General features: G+C 73.4%; 12 protein-coding genes and 1 rRNA gene. 5 read left to right on the forward strand and 8 right to left on the reverse strand.

Annotated features, from left to right (window positions below; genetic code table 11):
- Positions 1-117: ribosomal RNA gene (locus tag ACV530_RS00005) — 16S ribosomal RNA — on the reverse strand; the annotation flags it as partial.
- A 589-nt stretch (positions 118-706) separates the two neighbouring features.
- Between ACV530_RS00005 and ACV530_RS00010 the strand changes: the two genes are divergently transcribed.
- Positions 707-1,156 (forward strand): PTS sugar transporter subunit IIA, encoded by a 450-nt coding sequence (locus tag ACV530_RS00010; RefSeq protein ID WP_494330060.1) that lies wholly within the window; start codon positions 707-709, stop codon positions 1,154-1,156.
- 85 nt (positions 1,157-1,241) lie between these two features.
- The gene (gene ptsP, locus ACV530_RS00015; protein ID WP_494330519.1) at positions 1,242-2,912 is read left to right on the forward strand and encodes a phosphoenolpyruvate--protein phosphotransferase; all 1,671 of its coding nucleotides are present in this window, start codon (positions 1,242-1,244) and stop codon (positions 2,910-2,912) included.
- Between the two features lie 75 nt (positions 2,913-2,987).
- Here the strand turns inward: ptsP and ACV530_RS00020 are convergent, their stop codons facing one another.
- Both ACV530_RS00020 and ACV530_RS00025 read right to left on the reverse strand, forming a co-directional pair.
- Positions 2,988-3,899, reverse strand: a complete 912-nt coding sequence (locus ACV530_RS00020) for a DUF8829 domain-containing protein (protein WP_494330061.1) — start codon at positions 3,897-3,899, stop codon at positions 2,988-2,990.
- 73 nt (positions 3,900-3,972) lie between these two features.
- Positions 3,973-5,985 (reverse strand): acetoacetate--CoA ligase, encoded by a 2,013-nt coding sequence (locus tag ACV530_RS00025; RefSeq protein WP_494330062.1) that lies wholly within the window; start codon positions 5,983-5,985, stop codon positions 3,973-3,975.
- A gap of 201 nt (positions 5,986-6,186) precedes the next feature.
- Between ACV530_RS00025 and ACV530_RS00030 the strand changes: the two genes are divergently transcribed.
- The gene (locus tag ACV530_RS00030) at positions 6,187-8,544 is read left to right on the forward strand and encodes a glycoside hydrolase family 31 protein (RefSeq protein ID WP_494330063.1); all 2,358 of its coding nucleotides are present in this window, start codon (positions 6,187-6,189) and stop codon (positions 8,542-8,544) included.
- Between the two features lie 25 nt (positions 8,545-8,569).
- Here ACV530_RS00030 and ACV530_RS00035 read toward each other — a convergent pair whose 3' ends face one another.
- Positions 8,570-9,007 (reverse strand): roadblock/LC7 domain-containing protein, encoded by a 438-nt coding sequence (locus tag ACV530_RS00035; protein ID WP_494330064.1) that lies wholly within the window; start codon positions 9,005-9,007, stop codon positions 8,570-8,572.
- Positions 9,004-11,319 (reverse strand): sensor histidine kinase, encoded by a 2,316-nt coding sequence (locus ACV530_RS00040; protein WP_494330065.1) that lies wholly within the window; start codon positions 11,317-11,319, stop codon positions 9,004-9,006. Before ACV530_RS00040 ends, ACV530_RS00035 begins: the two co-directional genes overlap by 4 nt.
- 227 nt (positions 11,320-11,546) lie before the next feature.
- Here ACV530_RS00040 and ACV530_RS00045 point away from each other — a divergent pair, with 227 nt between their 5' ends.
- Positions 11,547-11,897 (forward strand): hypothetical protein, encoded by a 351-nt coding sequence (locus tag ACV530_RS00045; protein WP_494330066.1) that lies wholly within the window; start codon positions 11,547-11,549, stop codon positions 11,895-11,897.
- Between the two features lie 20 nt (positions 11,898-11,917).
- On the opposite strand, the gene ACV530_RS00050 is transcribed toward ACV530_RS00045, so the two are convergent.
- The 3 genes from ACV530_RS00050 to ACV530_RS00060 are packed head-to-tail and all read right to left on the reverse strand — an operon-like array spanning position 11,918 to position 19,125.
- Positions 11,918-16,546, reverse strand: coding sequence for a coiled-coil domain-containing protein (locus ACV530_RS00050; protein ID WP_494330067.1), 4,629 nt, complete (start codon positions 16,544-16,546; stop codon positions 11,918-11,920).
- Positions 16,547-16,597: 51 nt separating this feature from the next.
- The gene (locus ACV530_RS00055; protein ID WP_494330068.1) at positions 16,598-17,497 is read right to left on the reverse strand and encodes a hypothetical protein; all 900 of its coding nucleotides are present in this window, start codon (positions 17,495-17,497) and stop codon (positions 16,598-16,600) included.
- A complete protein-coding gene (locus ACV530_RS00060) occupies positions 17,494-19,125 on the reverse strand; it encodes a hypothetical protein (protein ID WP_494330069.1) in 1,632 nt (543 codons plus the stop codon). Before ACV530_RS00060 ends, ACV530_RS00055 begins: the two co-directional genes overlap by 4 nt.
- A 309-nt stretch (positions 19,126-19,434) precedes the next feature.
- Here ACV530_RS00060 and ACV530_RS00065 point away from each other — a divergent pair, with 309 nt between their 5' ends.
- A complete protein-coding gene (locus tag ACV530_RS00065; protein WP_494330520.1) occupies positions 19,435-19,623 on the forward strand; it encodes a winged helix-turn-helix domain-containing protein in 189 nt (62 codons plus the stop codon).
- Positions 19,624-19,773: the final 150 nt, after the last annotated feature.

The following is a 19,773-nucleotide window of genomic DNA, read 5'->3' on the forward strand; positions in this document are numbered from 1 at the left end:
ACGTGTTACTCACCCGTTCGCCACTAATCCACCACCGAAGCGGCTTCATCGTTCGACTTGCATGTGTTAAGCACGCCGCCAGCGTTCGTCCTGAGCCAGGATCAAACTCTCCGTGAATGTGTACCCGGCTGCGTTTAATTAAAAACTGCGGGTTCAACACTCGCGTTGAGCGGAACACCCAGGCGGAATAAGCCCGGATGTTCACAGCGTCCTCGCTGTGTTTTTCAAAGGAACCTCATCCCACAAGGGGACGGGGTTGTTTTATAGTCTGGCGTTGACTTTTGGCACGCTGTTGAGTTCTCAAGGAACGAACGCTTCCTTTGTACTCACCCTCTCGGGCTTTCCTCCGGGCGCTTCCCTTCCGGTGCTTCATACTTTATCAGGTGTTTCCCGCTCCTTTTGCCACCGGCCCTTTCGTATGCACTTAGGCATGCGAAAACGCGCAGCAGCAGATCCGGAAAAGGATCACATCTGATAGAGGCCGCCCGCACCTTGCCAGCAGTTGACTGCGGGCCTCGGTCGTGGGCAGGGATCTGACAGTACAGCTCCCGTCGGGGCGAGGCAAATCGATTACGCACAGCACTGATCGCCGGGTGGGCCAGCTCGTGCGGAACCGTCAGTTCCTATGACTTAGGCTCTGGTCAGTGCACCGTCCAGGACAGGTAGTGACGGTGCGTGATGAATCTCCACCCCTGGGAGGCTTCCCATGACCACCGTGACGTCCCCGATCGCCGGACGCGCCATCGGACTCGCGGCAGTGCCCGATCCGGTCTTCTCCGGCGCGATGGTGGGACCCGGTACCGCTGTCGATCCGGTTCGCGAGCCGTCCGAGGCGGTTGCGCCCGTCGACGGAGTTGTCGTCTCGCTTCACCCCCACGCGTTCGTCGTCGTCGACGCGGAGGGGCACGGCGTGCTGACGCACCTCGGTATCGACACTGTTCAGCTCAATGGCGAGGGCTTCGAGCTGCTCGTCAACAAGGGTGACACCGTCACGCGGGGCCAGGCTGTCGTGCGCTGGAACCCCGCCGCTGTCGAGGCAGCGGGCAAGTCGCCGATTTCCCCGGTCGTCGCGCTCGAGGCCACCGCCGACTCGCTCGGCGGTGTGCGCGAGGACGGCGAGGTCAAGGCCGGCGACGAGCTGTTCAGCTGGCAGTGAGCCGAGGCCGCCCGTGCGGGCGGCACGACGTACGACACCCCCACCGCGGCGGCTCCGTCCGCCGCACCAACGGAGACGGTTGATGATGGAGACAACGCTGCGAGGCGTCGGCGTGAGCCACGGCGTGGCGATCGGCGAAGTGCGGCACATGGGCACGGCGGTGCTGGAGCCGCCGGCCAAGCAGATTCCGACGGACGAGGCGCCGCGCGAGCAGGGGCGCGCCCGCCAGGCCGTCGAGGCTGTGGCTGCCGACCTCATCGCGCGGGGCAACCTGGCCGGCGGCGAGGCCCAGCATGTCCTCGAGGCCCAGGCCATGATCGCGCAGGACCCGGAGCTGATGGCCGACGTCGACCGGCGCGTTGCCGTGGGCAGCACTGCCGAGCGCGCGGTGTACGACGCGTTCTCGCACTACCGGGAGCTGCTGGCGGGTGCCGGCGAGTACATGGCCGGCCGCGTGGCCGACCTCGACGACGTGCGCAACCGCATCGTCGCCCGTCTGCTGGGCGTGCCGATGCCGGGCGTGCCGGACAGCGACGAGCCGTATGTACTGATCGCCCGCGACCTGGCTCCTGCCGACACCGCGCTGCTCGACCCCGCTCTGGTGCTCGGCTTCGTGACCGAGGAGGGCGGGCCGACCAGCCACAGCGCGATCCTGGCCCGTGCGCTCGGTGTGCCGGCCGTCGTGGCGCTGCCGGGTGCCGGTGAGCTGGCCGAGGGCACGGTCGTGGCCGTCGACGGCAGCACGGGCGATGTCTTCGTCGACCCGACCGCCGAGAAGCGTGCCGAGCTGGCCCGGGCCGCCGAGGAACGCAAGGCCGCGCTGGCCGCGTCGTCCGGTCCCGGTGCCACCTCCGACGGTCACAAGGTGCCGCTGCTGGCGAACGTCGGCGGTCCCGCCGATGTACCGGCCGCGGTCGAGGCGGGGGCGGAGGGCGTGGGCCTGTTCCGCACCGAGTTCCTCTTCCTGGACGACAGCAGGAAGGCGCCGTCCGAGGCCAAGCAGGTCGAGGCCTACCGCAAGGTGCTGGAGGCGTTCCCCGAGGGCCGTGTCGTGGTGCGCGTCCTGGACGCGGGCGCGGACAAGCCGCTCGACTTCCTGACGCCGGCCGACGAGCCGAACCCCGCCCTGGGCGTGCGGGGCCTGCGGACGCTGCTGGACCACCCGGAGGTGCTGCGCACGCAGCTCACCGCGCTGGCCAAGGCGGCCGAGGGGCTGCCGGTCTATCTCGAGGTCATGGCCCCGATGGTGGCCGACCGGACCGACGCCAAGGCCTTCGCCGACGCCTGCCGCGAGGCCGGGCTGCAGGCCAAGTTCGGCGCGATGGTGGAGATTCCGTCCGCCGCGCTGCGGGCCCGCTCGATCCTGCAGGAGGTCGAGTTCCTGTCGCTGGGGACCAACGACCTGGCGCAGTACACCTTCGCGGCGGACCGTCAGGTCGGTGCCGTGTCGCGGCTGCAGGACCCGTGGCAGCCCGCGCTGCTCGACCTGGTCGCCGCTTCCGCAGAGGCCGCGAAGGCCGAGGGCAAGAGCTGTGGCGTGTGCGGCGAGGCCGCCGCCGACCCGCTGCTCGCCTGTGTGCTGGCCGGTCTGGGCGTGACGAGCCTGTCCATGGGGGCCGCCTCGATTCCGTACGTGCGCGCCACGCTGGCGAAGCACACGCTCGCGCAGTGCGAGCGTGCGGCCGCTGCCGCGCGTGCCACGGACACGGCCGAGGAGGCCCGTCTGGCCGCCCAGGCGGTGCTGTCCGGCGAGTGAGCCGGTGATACGGGCGTCGCCCGAGTGAGGCGAGGGGTGTTCCACCGGCTGGTGGGGCACCCCTCGCTCCGTTTCTCAACTCCCTTCCGTGTCCTCCCCGTTGGGCTCGTCCAGTGCCATGCCCGCGCAGTACTCCACGTCGGGTTCCGGTGGTACGAGATCGCCGGTGGCCGCGTCCGTGCAGTACGCGGAGAAGACCTCGGCCTCGGTCAGGGGCCGCAGCCAGCCCTCCTTGAGACTCCAGCCCCTGACCCTGTCCCTGTCCGCCGGGCCGGAGGCGCGGGTGCGGGCGACGACTCCGGTCGGCCGGCCGGTGGCGAGGCCGGCGGCCAGGACGGTGCAGAAGATCAGGGCGTCCTGCTCCGTCACCAGCACCCGGCCGTCCTGTCCGCACTCGACGTGGAGCAGGGCGAGCAGCGGGACGTCCCCGTCGGCCGGGACGCTGCACACGAGGTGGTGGGTGCCTTGCCCGAGGGCCTCGACGAGTCCGCGGGCGGCCTGCGAGGCCCGGGCGAAGGACGCCGTGCCGATGTCCTCGCCACAGGTGCCGCAGTCGCCGCGGGTCAGCAGTTCCGTGGCGTACTCCCAGGTGATCTGCCGTTCGTTCTCGCCGACGAGGAGGGGCAGCAGGCGGGTCATCGGCTGGCCCTCGTACGCCACGGTCGCCCCGGCCGCGGCCACGTCGGCGACGTAGCGGGTGCGGCTCACCGGGGTGTCGGGGTCCAGGCGCAGATCCGCGCAGTACTCCTCGAAGTCCACGGGGTCGAACAGCGCGACGCTCGTGTACGTGCCCTGGGCGGCGAGCACTCTGAGCAGTCCGTCCACGTGCCTCAGGTAGGCGGCGTGATCGTGGAAGGCGAAGCTCGTGTACCGCCGCATGGCGGCGAAGTCCTGCTCGTCGGCCAGCACGGCCACGGTGCTGGGCGTTTCCCTGCGCAGCATCTGCCGCGGGCTCGGCTGTTTGCGGTGGTTGTCGGTGTGCGCCATGACGCCACTCCCCCTCGGTGAGTAACCAATGCTCACTCACCGTAACCACAGGCACTGACAACGCCGCTGCGGACTACTCCGACCTGCGGCGTCGGCCGAGCTCCTCGTAGAAGTGCAGGAGCCCGATGTCGTCCACCGAGCCGGGGTTGACGGCCTTGGCCATGGGTGTGCCCTGGAGGAGGCGTTTGACGGGTACTTCGATGCGCTTGCCGGTGAGGGTGTGCGGGATGCCCGCGACCTCGATGACCTCGTCGGGGACGTGCCGCGGCGAGAGTTCCTGGCGGATGGTGCGCTTGATGCGGTCGAGCAGTTCGTCGTCGAGCGTGGCGCCCGGGGCGAGGTGTACGAACAGGGGCATCCAGTAGCCGCCGTCCGGCTCCTCCACGCCGATGACCAGGGACTCGCGGATCTCGGGGAGCCGTTCGACGGCCTCGTAGATGTCGGCGGAACCCATGCGGACGCCCTGCCGGTTGAGGGTCGAGTCGGACCGGCCGTGGATGACGACGCTGCCGCGCGAGGTGAGCGTGATCCAGTCCCCGTGGCGCCAGACGCCGGGGAACATCTCGAAGTAGCTCTCGCGGTACCGGCTGCCGTCGGGGTCGTTCCAGAACCGGACGGGCATGGAGGGCATGGGTGCGGCGATGACCAGCTCGCCCACCTCGTCGGTCACGGGCTTGCCCTGCGCGTCCCAGGCCTGGAGGTCCGTGCCCAGGCCCGGGGCCTGGAGTTCGCCGATGTGCACGGGCAGGGTCGGCACGGCACCGGCGAAGCAGCTGCACACGTCCGTCCCGCCGCTGACGGAGGCGATCCACATGTCGGGGGACACCTCGTCGTGGATCCAGCGGAATCCGTCGGGCGGCAGCGGCGAGCCGGTGGTGGCCACGCACCCGATCCGGGACAGGTCGAGGTCGCGGCCCGGGTGGATGCCCGCCTTGCGGCAGGCCATCACATAGGCGGCGGAGGTGCCGAAGAGCGTGGTGCCGGTGCGTTCGGCGACGCGCCACTGGGCGGAGATGTCGGGGTGGCCGGGGCTGCCGTCGTAGAGCACGACGGTGGAGCCCACCAACAGGCCGGAGACGAGGAAGTTCCACATCATCCAGCCGGTGGAGGTGTACCAGAAGAACCGGTCCCCGGGCCCGAGGTCGCAGTGCAGCGCGAGCTGCTTGAGGTGCTCGACGAGAATGCCGCCCTGCGACTGGACGATGGCCTTGGGCAGGCCGGTCGTCCCCGAGGAGTAGAGCACCCACAGCGGATGGCCGAAGGGGACCTGTTCGAAGACCGGCTCGACGTCCGCCGAGGTGAGATCGGCCCACTCGAGCGCCCCCTCGGGCGCTTCGGTGCCGAGCAGCGGGATGTGCACGACGGCGCGCAGGGTGGGCAATTGCTCCCGCAGTTCGGCGACCACGTCCGCGCGGTCGTGCCGCTTGCCGCCGTAGTGGTAGCCGTCGACGGTGAACAGCACGACGGGCTCGACCTGTTGGAAGCGGTCCAGCACGCTGCGGGCGCCGAAGTCGGGGGCGCACGAGGTCCACACCCCGCCCACGGCTGCGGTGGCGAGCAGGGCGACGACGGCGTGGGGGACGTTGGGCAGGTAGCCGCTGACGCGGTCGCCGGGGCGTACGCCGAGGCGGCGGAGCCCGGCGGCCAGGGAGCCGACCTGGCGGCGGAGTTCGGCCCAGGTGACCGGGCGCGGGTCGTGGGTCTCGTCCACGTGCAGCAGGGCGGGTTCACCGGCGCGGGCCGGGTCCTCGGCTGTGCGCAGAGCGTGTTCGGCGTAGTTGAGGGTGGCGCCGGGGAACCAGGTGGCGCCGGGCATCCCACGGTCGGCGAGCACCGTCTCGTACGGACTGGAGAAGCGCACGTCGCACCACTCGGTCACCGCCTGCCAGAAGCGCTCCAGCTCCGTGACGGACCAGCGGTGCAGCGCGGCGTAGCTCGCGGCGGGGTCGCCGGGGACGGGAGCGGGGGCACCGTGGTGCTCGGCGGCCCAGGCCTGGAATCGGGTGACCTGCGCGCGGGCGATGCGGTCCGCGCCGGGCCGCCACAGGGGCTCCGGCTGGTCGGCCTGCTGCGGTGCGGTGCTCATCTGGCTGCTCCCGGCTGTACGCGTCGTGGGCGTCGCCGCGGCCGCGTGGTGCGCGGTGACGCGGGCTGACGAGGACGATGCCACGTGATCGACTCGGGCACCAGGGTCTGCGGCCCGGATCACGGCAGTGGCCGTGCTCACGGGGTGAACGGGGACCGAACGGACCGCGCCGCGGGCGGAGTCGGTGGCAGGGTGAGCGGCATGGATGCGCGTGACCTGGAGCGGACGGTCAAATGGGTGACTTCGGTCAGGACGGTGGAGGCGGTGCGCATGCTGCGGTCGCTGCGGTCCGCGTGGCGGCGCCGGCGCGCGGACGCGGCGGGGCTGCCGCGGCCGGGCAGGGAGCGGGCGAGGGTCCCGGGGGCGGCGCAGGGGGCCGAGCCGCTGCCGGGCGGCGGGGTGGTGCGGTTCGCGCGGTCGTCGCTGCGGGTGCGGGTGGCGGCGGGCGGCGCGGTGTTCTGCGGCTGGGACGGTGCGGAGCCGGAGCCGTCGTACGCCCTGGCCGGGCCCGTACCGGAGCCGGACGAGCGGGCGGTGCTGGAGCCGGACACGGACGGCGGCTGGCGGGTGCTGTCGGAGCGCGTGCTGGTGGCGGTCTCCCGGCACGGGACGGTGGAGGTGCGGACTCCGGGCGGGCAGGTCCTGCGGCGGGACCAGCCGCCGCGCTGGTGGGAGCCGGTGGACGCGGCCGCGGCGCAGGAGGCGGGGCCGCGCTGGGTGCAGCGGTCCCAAGTGGCGGCGGACGCGCGGTTCTTCGGCCTCGGCGGCAGATCGGCGGGCCCGCGGCTGCGGGACGGGACGTACCGGCTGTGGAACACCGATCCGGGCGGCTCGTTCGGGCCGGGGGACGATCCGCTGTACGTGACGATGCCCGTCCAGCTGGTGGTGGCCGACGCGGGGACGCACCTGGTCTTCCACGACAACTCGTGGGACGGCCGGGTGACGCTGTGGGAGGGCGAGGAGGGCGAGGGTTCCGGGCACGACCGACTGGGTCGCTGCGAGATCCGGATGGACGGGGGTCCGCTGCGCTACTGGGTGCTGGCGGGCACCCCGTCGCGCGTGCTGCACGGCTGGGCCGCGCTGAGCGGCGGGGCGGCGCTTCCGCCGGAGTGGGCGCTGGGACATCACCACGCGCGCTGGGGGTTCGGCAGTGAGCAGGAGGTACGGCGCGTGGTGGCCGGCTACCGGGAACGGGGGCTGCCGCTGTCGGCCGTGCATCTGGACATCGACCACTACCGGGGCCACCGCGTCTTCACCGTCGACCGCGAGCGCTTCCCCGATCTGCCGGGGCTGGCGGCCGAGTTGGAGGGGGAAGGGACCCGGTTGGTGTCCATCGTGGACCCGGCGGTCAAGGCGGAGCCGGGCCTCGCGGCGTACGACAGCGGCACGGAGCTGGACGCCTTCGTGCGCGACGCGGGCGGTCCGACGGTACGGGGCGAGGTGTGGGCGGGCGAGTCGGTGTATCCGGACTTCACCGATCCGCGGGTGCGCGCGTGGTGGGGCGGGCTGTACGCGGAGCGGCTGGCGCAGGGCTTCGCGGGGTTCTGGCTCGACATGAACGAGCCGGTGTCGTTCGCGGCGTTCGGCGACCGGTCCCTGCCGCGTTCGGCCCGGCACGCGCTGGAGGGCCGGGGCGGCGACCACCGTGAGGCGCACAACGTGTACGGGCTGGCCATGGCCCGGGCTTCGTACGAGGGGCTGTGCGCTCTGCGGCCCGGGGAGGATCCGTTCCTCTTCTCGCGCTCGGGCTGGGCGGGCATGCAGCGCTACGGCGGGACGTGGTCCGGTGACGTGGCGACCGGCTGGCCGGGCCTGCGGGCCTCCCTCGCGCTCGTGCTCGGGCTGGGGCTGTGCGGGGTGCCGTATTCGGGCCCGGACATCGGCGGCTTCACCGGCTCGCCGTCGCCCGAGCTGTTTCTGCGCTGGTTCCAACTGGGCGCCTATCTGCCGCTGTTCCGTACGCATTCGGCGATCTCGGCGGGGCGCCGGGAGCCGTGGGAGTTCGGGGCGGAGGTCCTGGAGCACGCGGGCACGGCGCTGCGGGAACGGATGCGGCTGCTGCCGTACTTCGTGACCCTGGCGCATCTGTCGCGGCGTACAGGCGCGCCGTACGTGCGGCCGGTGTGGTGGCGTTCGCCGGAGGACCGGGTGCTGCGGGACTGCGAGGACGCGTTCCTGCTGGGCGATTCGCTGCTGGTGGCGCCGGTGCTGGAGCAGGGGACGGACCGGCGGGCGGTGCGGCTGCCGCGCGGCCGGTGGTACGACACGGCGACGGGCCGGGCCTACGAGGGGCCGGGGCAGGTGCTGCTGGAGGCTCCTTTGCCGCGCATCCCGGTGCTGGCGCGGGCGGGTTCGGTGATTCCGGTGACGGCCGCGGACGGCGGGGTGGAGCTGGAGGTGTGGGCGCCGGCGCGGGGGCGTACGGGCGGCGGGGTGCTGATCGGGTACCGGGGCGGGGGTGTGGTGCGGTTCACCTCGCGGTGGCGGGACGGCGCGGTGACGGTGGATCAGGAGGGCGAGGGCGAAAGGGCGTCGTACCCGGTGCGGTTGCGCGGGTAGGGGCGCCCCTTCGCCCTCCGTGGCGTCAGCCGGATATGCGCGGTGCGCTGGCGAGGTGGGCGCCCACGCGCTGGACGAGGAGCGTCATCTCGTAGGCGACGAGCCCGATGTCGGATTCGGCGTCGGCGAGCACCGCCAGGGCGCTGCCATCGCCGGCGGCGGTGACGAAGAGGAACGCCTTGTCCAGCTCGACCACGGTCTGGCGCACCTGCCCGGCGGCGAAGCGCTGGCCTACGCCCTTGGCGAGGCTGTGGAAGCCGGAGGAGATCGCGGCCAGGTGCTCGGCGTCCTCGCGGCCGAGGTCCTTGGAGGTGCCCATGGTCAGGCCGTCGCCGGAGAGGACGAGGGCCTGGCGGATGGTGCCGACGCGCTCGACGAGGTCGTCGAGGAGCCAGTTCAGCTTGCCCGCGCCGGTCGGCTCGGCAGGCTCGGTGGCTGCCGGAGCGTGGGGTGTGGCGGTCATCGGCCGTCCCTTTCGGTTGTCGTTCGTGGTGCCGTCGTGCCGGGCCGGTCCCGCATGCGCCCGCGCTCCCACCCCCGTTGGAGGGAGGTCATGCGGGCCCGTACGTCGTCGGCGTCGCGCGGCGGTGGCGGGGCTGCGGATTCCGTGGGGGGTGGGGCGGGGCGCGGCCTGCGCGTCCGCCGGGGCAGCCCGCCGGGCGGTGCCGGTTCCCCGGCCTGGTGATGTTGTTCGCCGGAGGGTACGCGAGGTGTGCGAACGCTCCGCAGGCGGGGTCGTGGTTCGTCGTCCGGGGGGCCGGGGTCCGGGGGGCCGGGGTCCGTCTCGAACGGGCCGAGCGGCGGCTCGAGTTCGACGGGGCCGTGGAGCGGGAACAGCCGGGCACCGGTCCCCGCTTCGGATTCCGTCGTTCCGGGATCGTCCGGTGCGTCGGTGAACAGCGCGGAGGGGATGAGGACGACGGCGGTGGTGCCGCCGTACGGGGAGGGCTGGAGCGAGACCCGTACGCCCTGGCGCCGGGCGAGCCGGCCGACGACGAACAGGCCGAGGCGGCCGGTGTCGGAGAGCTCGAACTCGGCGGTGCGGGCGAGGCTGAGGTTGGCGTCGAGCAGGGCGTCGGGGGTCATGCCGTCGCCGCGGTCGTGGATCTCGAGGGTGAAGCCGTTGGGCACGCTCTCCCCCACGACCTGCACCGCGGTGTGCCGCGGCGAGAAGTCCGTGGCGTTCTGGAGGAGTTCGGCGAGCAGGTGGGTGAGGTCGCCCACGGCGGAACCGAGCACGGCCGACCGGGGCAGACGGCGCAGCTGGATGCGCTCGGACGCCTCGACCTCGTGGGCCGCGGCGCGTACGACGTCCATCAGCGCGACCGGCTGGTGCCACTGCCGGGAGGGGGAGCCGCCGGCGAGGACGACCAGGCCCTCGGCGTGGCGGCGCATACGGGTGGTGAGGTGGCTGAGGCGGACGAGGCCGACGCGGTCGCCGGGGTCCGTGGTGCGGCGTTCCATGGTCTCCATGAGGGTCAGCTGACGGTGCAGCAGGACCTGGTTGCGCCGGGCGAGTCCGACGAAGACGTCGGCGACGCCGCGGCGCAGGTCGGCCTGTTTGACGGCGGCTTCGACGGCGGCGCGCTGCAGGGTGTTGAGGGCCCGGCCGACCTGGCCCATCTCGTTGGGCGGGTAGTCGAGCAGGGGCGCCTCGGTCGCGACGTCGACCGGCTCGCCGGCGGCGAGCCGGCGCAGCACGCCGGGCAGCCGTACGCCCGAGGCCTCGTGGGCCTCGCGGCGCAGCGCGAGCAGTTCGCGGACCAGGCCGCGGCCGATGCGCCCGGACACGACGATCGAGGCGATCAGTGCGGCGAGGCCGAGGACGCCCGCGACGGCGGCCTTGACGAGCACCCAGATCGCGACGGGTTCGAACCGGTCCCGGTGGCGTGCGATGGCCTCGGCGTCCAGCCGGGCGAGGTCGTCGACGACGGTGCCGACGTCCGCCTGCCAGCGCCTGGGGTCGACGGCGCGGACGGCTGCCTGTCCCGTGTCGGACCCGATCACCGCCTCCTCGGCGGCGCGCAGCGAGCGGGCGCTGGTGCCGCGCCAGTAGTCGTCGAAGATCTTCTGGTCCTCGATGGGCAGGACGGTGATGTTGGTGCTGTAGAGGATCCTGCGTTCGGCGACGCGGTCGGCGAAGGCGCGCAGTTCGCGTGCGGTCATGGTGGAGGCGGCGTACGCGGCGGCGAGCAGGGCGTCCTCGCGGGCGACCGCTTCGTGGGCGCGGCACAGGCTCACCAGGGCGCGGCCCTGCTTGGCCAGGTCGGCGTCCTGGACGGAGCCGAGGGTGCCCAGGAACTCGTAGTAGGGGTCGATGAGTTCGTTGTAGGCCTGGTAGGCGGAGTCGCGGGTGATGGTGTTGTCGCGGACCTTGCGGCGCAGGGCCTCGAGGCCGTCGAAGCCTCTTTCCACTCTGCGGTACCACTTCTCGGCCGCGGGGCTCATGTCGCCGCGCACGTCGTCGTCGACGCCGGCCCGGAAGGCGGAGATCATCCTGTCGGTGGTGCGCTGCCGGGCGCGGAGGTCGTCCGGTGTGCGGGCGCGGGGGTCGGCGAGGCGGACGAGGGCGTCGCGGCGCTCGTTCTGCAGGGCCCGCACCATGTCCTGGGCGGGGGTGCCGGCCTTGCGCACGACCTCGGCGGCGGCGAGGAGTTCGGTGGCCTCCATGCCGGTGATCACGGTGGAGAAGGCCCATAGGGCTGTCAGGGACAACAGGGGCACCAGGAGTAACGCCACGATCTTCCGGCGGATCGTCTTTCCCCGAAAGGACATGTCCTCCCCCACGTCCCCCCGCGGTACGGGGGTGGTGTCCCGACACTGATGCGGCGTGAGCCTACTACTGCCGCAGGACACGCCCGAAGGGGTGTGCGAGCGGCGGTTCTCTCCCAAAGCGGCTCAACTGTCGTGGGTGCCCGGTACGGCTGTCGTAGTGTCGGGTTATTTTGGGAGGCGTTCCGGGAAAGTCCCCGTCGGGCAGCCACTGGGGGAGGTGAGCCGCCGTGCAGCGGTCGCGAGGTCATGTGCCGCAGGCGCGCAGGCCGTTGTGGGTCGAGGAGCCGGTGCACCGGCCGCGCATGCCCGACCCGGTCCGCAGGGCCGCGGTGCGCGCCGTCGTCATCGTCGCGGTGACCCTGGTGCAGGCGATGATCGCCCTGCTGCTCACCCTCGTCTCGTCCTGGTACGCCTTCCCGGTGGTGCTGTCCACGGTGGCGAGCACGGTGGCGGCGACCTGGGGTGTGCTCGATGTGTGGGTGACCCGGCAGGTGTGGCGCCAGCGGCACGGTGTGTTCTCCGTGCCGAGCAGTTCGGCACGCGAGATACGCAGGGTCCGCAGGCCGCGCTATCCGTGAGCGCGGCCCGCGGTGGCCCGCTATGCGGAAGCGATTTCCTCCGGGCGGCGGAACATCCGGGTCGCCGTGATCTCCCCGTGCACCGGCTCCGCCTCCGGGTCCTGCTGCGGCAGGCCGGGGCGCAGGTGTTCCTCGACGCTGATGTACTTCAGGCCCGCGCGCAGGTCGGCGTCGTTGCGCAGCCTGATCACCAGCGGGAATTCGGCCAGGGCCGTGGTATCGAACAGGCCGGTGGTGTAGAGCAGTTGCACGCCGAGGGCGTCGGCCACGGCCCGCTGGAGCTCCAGGAGATAGGTGGCGTTGGCACGGCCGATGGGGTTGTCCAGGAACAGCGTGCCCGCGTGCCGCTGCTTGTCGCGGCCCCGGTCGTTGCTGCGCAGTGCCGCCATCGTGCAGTACAGGGCGATGGCGGCGGTCAGCAGCTGGCCGCCGGAGAACACGTCGCCCATCTGCCCCACCGGTACCCGCTCGGCGCGCAGCACCGCGTCGGGCTTGAGGATCTCGACGGCCACGCCGCGCGGCAGCAGTGCGGCCCGTACACCGCGCAGCAGCAGTGACATGCCGTCACGGCGGAGGTCGGAGTTCTTCTTGACGGCCGAGCGGGTCGCCTCGTCGATGACCTCGCCGAGCCGCTCGGTGAGGCTCGTCTGGTCCGGGTCCTCGAAGCGGATGCGCAGGAACTCCTGGCCCGACCACTCCCCCAGGCCCTCGGGCAGCCGGGAGAGCCGCTGGGCCGAACGCAGCGTGGCCAGCGAGGACTCGACCATGCCGCGCAGCCGGTCGACGATGCTGTCGCGGTTGCGCTCCAGTTGCTCCAGCTCGTCCGTCAGGACGCGCAGGCGGGGCGCGAAGGCGTCCGCCCACGCGGCGGCGTGCTCGGGCAGGGCGGCGGCGGGCAGTTCGCGGATCTGCTGCCGCGCCGGGGTGCGCACCTGCTCGTAGCGGGTGGAGTTGGCGTGCCGGACGAGCACGTCGCTCGCCTCGCGGACCGCGGACTCGGCCGCCGACAGGTCGCCCGCGCAGCCGCGCAGCGAGCGGCGGGCCTCGGCGGCGGCCTGGCGGGCCTCCTCCAGCGTCCCGGCGTAGGGCTCGGGCTCCTCCGTCTCCTCGGGGGAGTTGTCCCGCAGCAGGTCGCGCAGGAGGGCGGCGGTGTCGTCGAACCCGGTGGCCGCGTCCTCGGCGGCGCGGTGGGAGCGCAGCAGGTCGGCGTGCGCGGTGCGGGCGCCCTCCAGCGCATCCGTACGGGCGGCGAGTCCGGCGGTCGCGGTGCGCAGCAGCTCCTTGGCCTGGTCGGCGTCGGCGGGGGTCAGCTCCGCCGGGAGCTCGGTGTGGGCGTCGCCGTCGGCCGGAGCGAGCCGCTCGGCCTCGCCGCGCAGCCGGCCCAGCTGCTCGCTGGCGGCGGAGGCGCGGCTCTCCAGCATCTGGACGAGGGCCTCGGCGCGGGCCGCCGCGGCCTGGCGGGACGGGCCGTCGGCGCCGTCGGGGCTCTCGAGGAGCTGGGCGGCGCGGGTGCGCACCTTGTTGGTGAGCCGGTCGAGCTCGGCGCGGGCGGCGCTCTCTGCGCTCTCGGCACGGGCCTGTTCGGCGCGCAGGTCGGCGCCGACGCCGACCTTCTCGTAGACCTGCGAGGCGGCGCGGTACGCCTCGCGCAGGGCGGGCAGCGAGGCGGTGGGCTCCTGGCCGGTCCCGGTGAGGTCGTCGGGGGCGCCCGCGATCTCCGCGCGCTCCGCGCGCAGGGCGCGCGCCGTGCGGTGGGCGTCATCGGCGGCGCGCTGGACGGCGCGGCGGTCCTCGTCGGCGGCGCGCGCCCGGTCCACGCAGACGGCCGCCCGCTCCTCCGACTCGGCGGCTTCCTCGGTGAGTTCGCGCAGGCGCGACTGCCAGGAGGTGCGCTCGCGCAGCCGGTGGGCCAGGCCCGCCAGCGCGTCGGCGACCCGGCTGGCCCGCTGGGCGGCCTCCTGGCGCTCGTCGCGCAGCAGGGCGGTCTCGGCGGCGGTCTCCTCGGCCTCGGCGCGGGCCATCCGGGCCTCGGTCAGCGTCTCCTGCGCGGCGTCCGCGACGGTGCGTGACCGCTCGGCCACCTCGGCCAGTTCGGCGAGCCGGCCGGGCGGGCAGCCGTCGCGCCACGAGGCGAGCCGGGCGGCGAGCGTACGGTCGCCGGCCAGCCGGGCCGCCATGGCGCGGATCTCCTCGTCGCGCGCCGCGGCGCGCTCGCGCAGGGCGCCGCGCTCCTCGTCGGCGGCGCGCTCGTCGTGCATGGCCGGGTTCGGCGGCACGAGGAACACCTGGGAGGCGTCGCTGTCCTGCGCCCCTGCCCGCGGCGCCGGGGCGAGCAGCGCGGCGGCGGTGCCGACGGCCACGGCCGAACGCGGCAGCAGCGACGCGGCGCCCAGCACCTCGCGGGCCCGGGTGTGGGCGTCGGGGTCGGTGATGACGACGCCGTCGACGAGCTCGGGGCGGGCCGCGAGGACGGTGGCGTGGTCGGCGGGGTCGACGGCCTGGGCAAGGTAGCGCCAGCCGGGCAGGGCCGGGATGCCGTGCTCGCCCAGGTACTCGACGGCGGCCAGCACATCGGGGCTGGGCGGCAGCAGGCCGCCGTCGCCGAGCGCGCCCAGGATGCGGGAGTCGTCGGCGGCAGCGGTCCGCAGCTCGAACAACTGCCGCTCGGTCGCGGCGACGGTGTCGTCGAGCAGCTCGCGCAGCGCGGCCGCGCTGCGGTCCAGCTCCTCGGCGGTCAGCGGGCCGCCGGCGGACGCCGGGCGCTGCGCCGGCACCTGGCCCGCGGCTCCCGGCTGCGGAAGCCCGAGCAGTTCTGCGAGGCGCGGTTCGGCGCCGAGGAACTCGGCTGCCCGCCGCTCCGCCTCGTACGCCGACCCGGCCGCCGTGGCCGCGTCGGCGGCACGGGCGGCGGCCAGCTCCGCACGGCTCTCGACGGCGGCGGCCTCCTTGGCCCGGTCGGCCGCCTGCCGCGCGGCCTCGCGGGCGGTCTCGTACGCGGCCACCGCCGGCTTCTCCGCGTCGCTGGCGGCGAGCGCGGCACGGGCGGGGTCGCTGTCGGGGGCGGTGTCGTCGAGCCATCCGGCGCGGACCGCGTCGGCGGTCTCCTGCTCGACCTCGGCGAGGCGCTGGCGCAGATGTCCGGCCTCGCTGCGGGCGCGCTGTGCCTCGGTGGCGGCGGCGGTGGCGTCGCGGTGGGCGGCCTCGCCCGCCTCCTGGAGGACGGCGGAGCGCGCCTCCTGCTCCTCGGCGAGCCGCTCGCCCCCGGCGGCGGCGGTGTTGAGGGCGTGCACCAGCTCCGCGGCGGCCCGGGTCCGGGCGGCCAGGGCGGGGGCCGCGTCGCGCTCGGCCTCGTGGATGGCCGCGGCCACACGGGCGGAACGGTCCTCGGCGGCCCGGTGGCGCAGTACGGTCTCGGCGGCCTGCCACGCGGAGTGCAGGGTACGGGCGTCGTTGAGCTCGCGGCGCTGGGCGGCGGCGGCCTTCTCGGCGGCGGCCAGCGCCAACGAGGCGTGCCGGTAGGCGATTTCGGCGGAGATCAGCGAGCTGCGCCCGCGCTCCGTCTCGGCGTCGGTGACGCGGTGCGCGGCGGCGGCGACCTCTCCGGCCAGCTCGGCGGCGCGCCCGCGCTCCTCGGCGCCGCGCCGGGAGAGCCGGCGCGCGAGCGTACGGACGCGGCGCTCGGCACCGGCGTGCACGCCGCGGGCCGCGTCCCGCCGGGTGCCCGCCTCGGCGATGCGGGAGAGCAGGTCGAGCGAACCGGCGGTGAAGTCCCGCTCGGCGGTCAGCTCCGCCCTGCGGCCCAGCTTGTGCGCGAAGCCGTGCACGAGGTCGGCGAGGCCGTCGGTGTCCCGGGTGTCGGTGACCGCGCGCAGCAGCAGGTCGGTGAAGTCGGAGTCGTTCTTGACGGCGAAGAGGCCGGCCGCCTCACCCTCGTCGGCGTTCATCTCCCGCTGGTAGCGGAAGAGTTCGGGGTCGAGGCCGAGCTCGCCGAGGTGCTCGTTCCAGCGCTCGTGGATCTCCTCCCACACCACGTCCAGGTGCGGATAGGCCTTGCCGGCCTCGGTGAGGGCGTCGCGGAAACCTTTCATGGTGCGGCGACGGCCGCGGGCGCCGGAGCTGCCGTCGGCCGGACCGTCGGCGGGGCCGCGCATGGCGGTCGACTCGGAGACGGGCAGGGAGTCGAGGCTGAGCCCGGGCCCGGGGCGGAAGGAGTACCAGGCCTCGGCGAACTTCCGCGGGTCGTTGGAGACCTGGCGGCCGCGCCACTCGCTGACCTTGCCGACCACGATGCTCTCGCCGGTGAGGACGTGCTGCCACTCGAGGGCGACGTGCCCGCAGTCGTCGGCGAGGAGGAACTTGCGCAGCACGCCGGAGCTGGCGCCGCCCAGGGTGTTGCGGTGGCCCGGCAGCATCACCGAGAAGATCAGCTTCAGGAGGACGGACTTGCCGCCGCCGTTCTCCAGGAAGAGGACACCCGCGGGGGCGGGGCGGCGCGGCGGTCCGACGGGCTCCTCCGCGAAGAACTCCGCCTGCTGGGGCGCCGGGGACGGCACCGGCGCGCCGACACCCCGCAGGTCCAGCACGGTGTCGGCGTAGCGCGCACCGGCGGGCCCGATGGAGTAGAGGCGGACCCGGGACAGCTCGTACATGGCGGCGGACTCTCGTTTGTCGCAGAAGCAGGGCGAGTTGGTGATCGGGGATCAGGAGTGGAACGGCAGACCGGCGTCGGCGGCCAGGGCGAGGTCGTCGGTGTCGTCCGGCGGCAGCAGGGTCGCGCTGCCGTCGCCGACCGGCACGACACCCAGCTCGAGCAACTCGGTCATGGCGGCATTGCCGGCCATGTCGCGTACCTGGAGCTGATAGCGGGGCGTGGTGCGGTAGGTGCCGCCGGCGTCGTCGCCGGTGCGCTGGAGGAAGCCGGAGTCGACGAGGAAGGCGACGGCCTTGCCGATGATGCCGGTGGTCGAACCGGCCAGCCGGCGGGCGTCTTTGGTGGCGCCCGTCGCGCTGCGCCGCGCGTAGACCCGCCAGGCGGCCTCGAGGCCGGGGGTGTCGCTGGTGGGGTCGGTGTTCTCCCCCTGCTCGGCGGCCTGCTCCTCGAGCCTGCGGCAGGCCTGCCGGACGAAGGCGTCGACGCCGTTGACGGTGACGCGGCCGATGTAGCCGTCGTCGGCGAGGTCCTCGGGGCGCGGGAAGGCCATGGCGGCGACCGCGAGATGGGCGAGGCCGTGCAGGAAGCGGTCGCCCGCGTCGGAGGTGGCCCGGCGGGCGTAGTCGCCCATGCGGACGGCGAAGACCGAGTCGTCCGCGGCGGTGACGGCCATGCCGGCGCGGGTGGAGACCTCGAGCACGACGAGGCCGAGTCCGGCGGCGACGGCGTCCGCGAGACGCGCGAAGGCGGGGTCGTCGCGGTGGCGGCGCAGCAGTTCGGCGTATTCGGCATCGCGGGCGGGGACGAGTTTCGGCTGAAGGCCGAAGGAGACGAGGCGGGCCGCGTCGGCGGCGTCGGCGGGTGTGACGTTGCCGCTGCCGCTCGGGGGGCTCGGTTCCGGGTTGGGTGCGCCCTGTTCGTCGTCGATGTCGACGTCGTGGTCAATCACGGTTGCTGCTCCAGTGCTTGCTGCGGTGGGGAGTTGTGCCCCTGCCCCGCCCTTTCACCGTTTCTTCCGGGGGCTCCGCCCCCGGACCCCCGGTCCTCAAAGGCCGGACGGGCTGGATTGCGGTCCGCCGCCATGCCTGCCGCGTCCAGGAGGGCCTTGCCGACGATGAGGTCGGCGCCGCCGAACTCGGGGTCGTCGAGTTCCGTGCCGTCGTCGACCGCGAACAGCAGTGCCTGCTCGCCCTGGCGGTAGGCGGTGCCGACCGACGGGCTCGCGGCGTGCACGGCGAGCAGGGCGACGAGGTACGGGAGGTCCGGGTCACGGCGGCGGGCGTCGGCCAGGAGGCCGGACAGGCGGCGCGGCGCGTCGGCCGGGAGGTCGAGCAACTCCATGGCGCTCGCGAGCTGTTCCTCGCTGAAGCGGCTGTCGTCCGGGGTGGCGATCAGGTCCGGCTCGGGCATCTCGGCACCCAGGTGCTCCCGCTCCGCGGGCGGGGTGAGCAGCATGTCGACGAGGTCGCCGACGCGTACGGAGGCCGGGGTGCGCAGGCCCGTGCCGCGGGCGAAGAAGGCGTCGGTGACCCGTCCGGCGTGCTCGAGCGGGAGCGGGAGGACGGGCGCGAGGAGCTGCCCGTACAGGTCCAGGCCCGCGCGGGCGGCGGGGGGTGCGAAGGCCTGGCGGTCCTGTTCCGCGCGGAACAGCGGGCCGGCCTGGAGCAGCCGGGACTGGAGCTGGGTGTGCCTGCGGATGCAGTCCTTGACGATGTCGACGAGCTCGGCGGCGCGCCGCTTGTGCTCGGCGCCCTCCGCTTCGTCGCGCGCCTTGCGGATGTTGGTGAGGATCGCGTTCTCGTGGCGGTAGCGGTCGGCGACGTGCTCGAGCGCCTCGGCGATCATGTCGGGCACGGTGCGCAGCCAGTCCACGGCGCGGACGTTGCGGCGGGTGGCGTCGAGGGTCTTGCGGAGGGTCTCCGCGTACTGCACGGTGCGGTAGCGGGCCTGTTCGGCGGCGAGCTGGGCGTCGGCGAGACGGCCGCGGCTGATGAGGACCTCGAGCTTGACCTCGGCGGCGATCTGGGCGCTGGTGACGTCCGTGTCGAGGGCGCCGACGAGAACGTTGACAGCCTCGTCGGTGGTGCGCAGGAAGACCGTGCCGCCCGGGCCGGGCACCTCCTCGACCAGCTTGAAGTCGTAGTCGCGGCGGACGTAGACGCCGTCCGGGCCGAAGGTGCCGTAGACCGCGCGGAAGCCCCGGTCGACGCTGCCGACGTTGATGAGGTTCTCCAGCACCCAGCGGGCGACGCGCTCGTGCTCGGTCGCGGGCCGCCCGGGTGCCTGGGCGGCGACGCGGGGCAGCAGTCTCGTCACTATCTGTTCATGGTCGGCGCCGGTGTCGAAGTCCATGTTGAGCGTGACGAGGTCGATGGCGGCCAGCGCCACCTCGGCCATGGCGTAGATGCCGTACTCACCAGCGAGGTTGGCCTTGCGCGCGTCCAGGTCGTGCAGCGGCGCCGTGCAGGCGAGCGCGCGAAGCCTGCGGGCCAGGCCCTCGTCGGCGGCCGGGCCCGGGGCAGGCCGCGCGGGCCCGTTGAGCTGGGGCGGAACCACCGCCGGGGCTGGAGAAGTCACGTCGCACAGAGTAGGCGGTCGCACTGACAACGGACGAAACGGCACGGTCGTCCGGGTGCCCACGACCCGGTCAAGAGATGAATTGGGCGATACATCCACACAAGGCAGCGGACATTCGCCGGCCGCGCGCGGCGAGAAGAAGCGGCGGGAAGAACGCGACGATCGTGAAGTCCCTGAGGGTCAGCGTGCGGTCGGTGCAGCAGTAGCGGCGGGCCTGGCGGGAGGAGGGGCCCCGCGCTCCGACCATCCGGGAGCGGGCGTCCTTGCCCAGGCTCGGGGAAGCCCAGTTCCTGGCGGCTGGAACGAGACCTGCGTGAGGGGGTAGACGCCCACGGCTGGCCCGACGCGCAGTGGACCCTCGAGCGTGTCCAGGTCCTGATCCGCCGGCGCTTGCGCATGACCTACACCATCCAGGGCGTGCGCAAGCTGCTGCTGTGCAACGGATGGTCGCACGGTCCCCGGCCCGGGGGTGGGAGAAGCGGTTTCACGCTCCGTTGAAACTCATGTGACATGACCAGTTCAGCATTGACGGGACGAACCGCGGATCATTACCGTCCCATTGCCGAACTCGGCGCACACTCCCGCGGGTTGCACGAACCGGGACCTTCACACAGAGGACTTCAGGCCCCTGGGCGTCGGACCGCGCCG

The sequence above is a fragment of the Streptomyces sp. SX-6 genome (assembly GCF_059089585.1).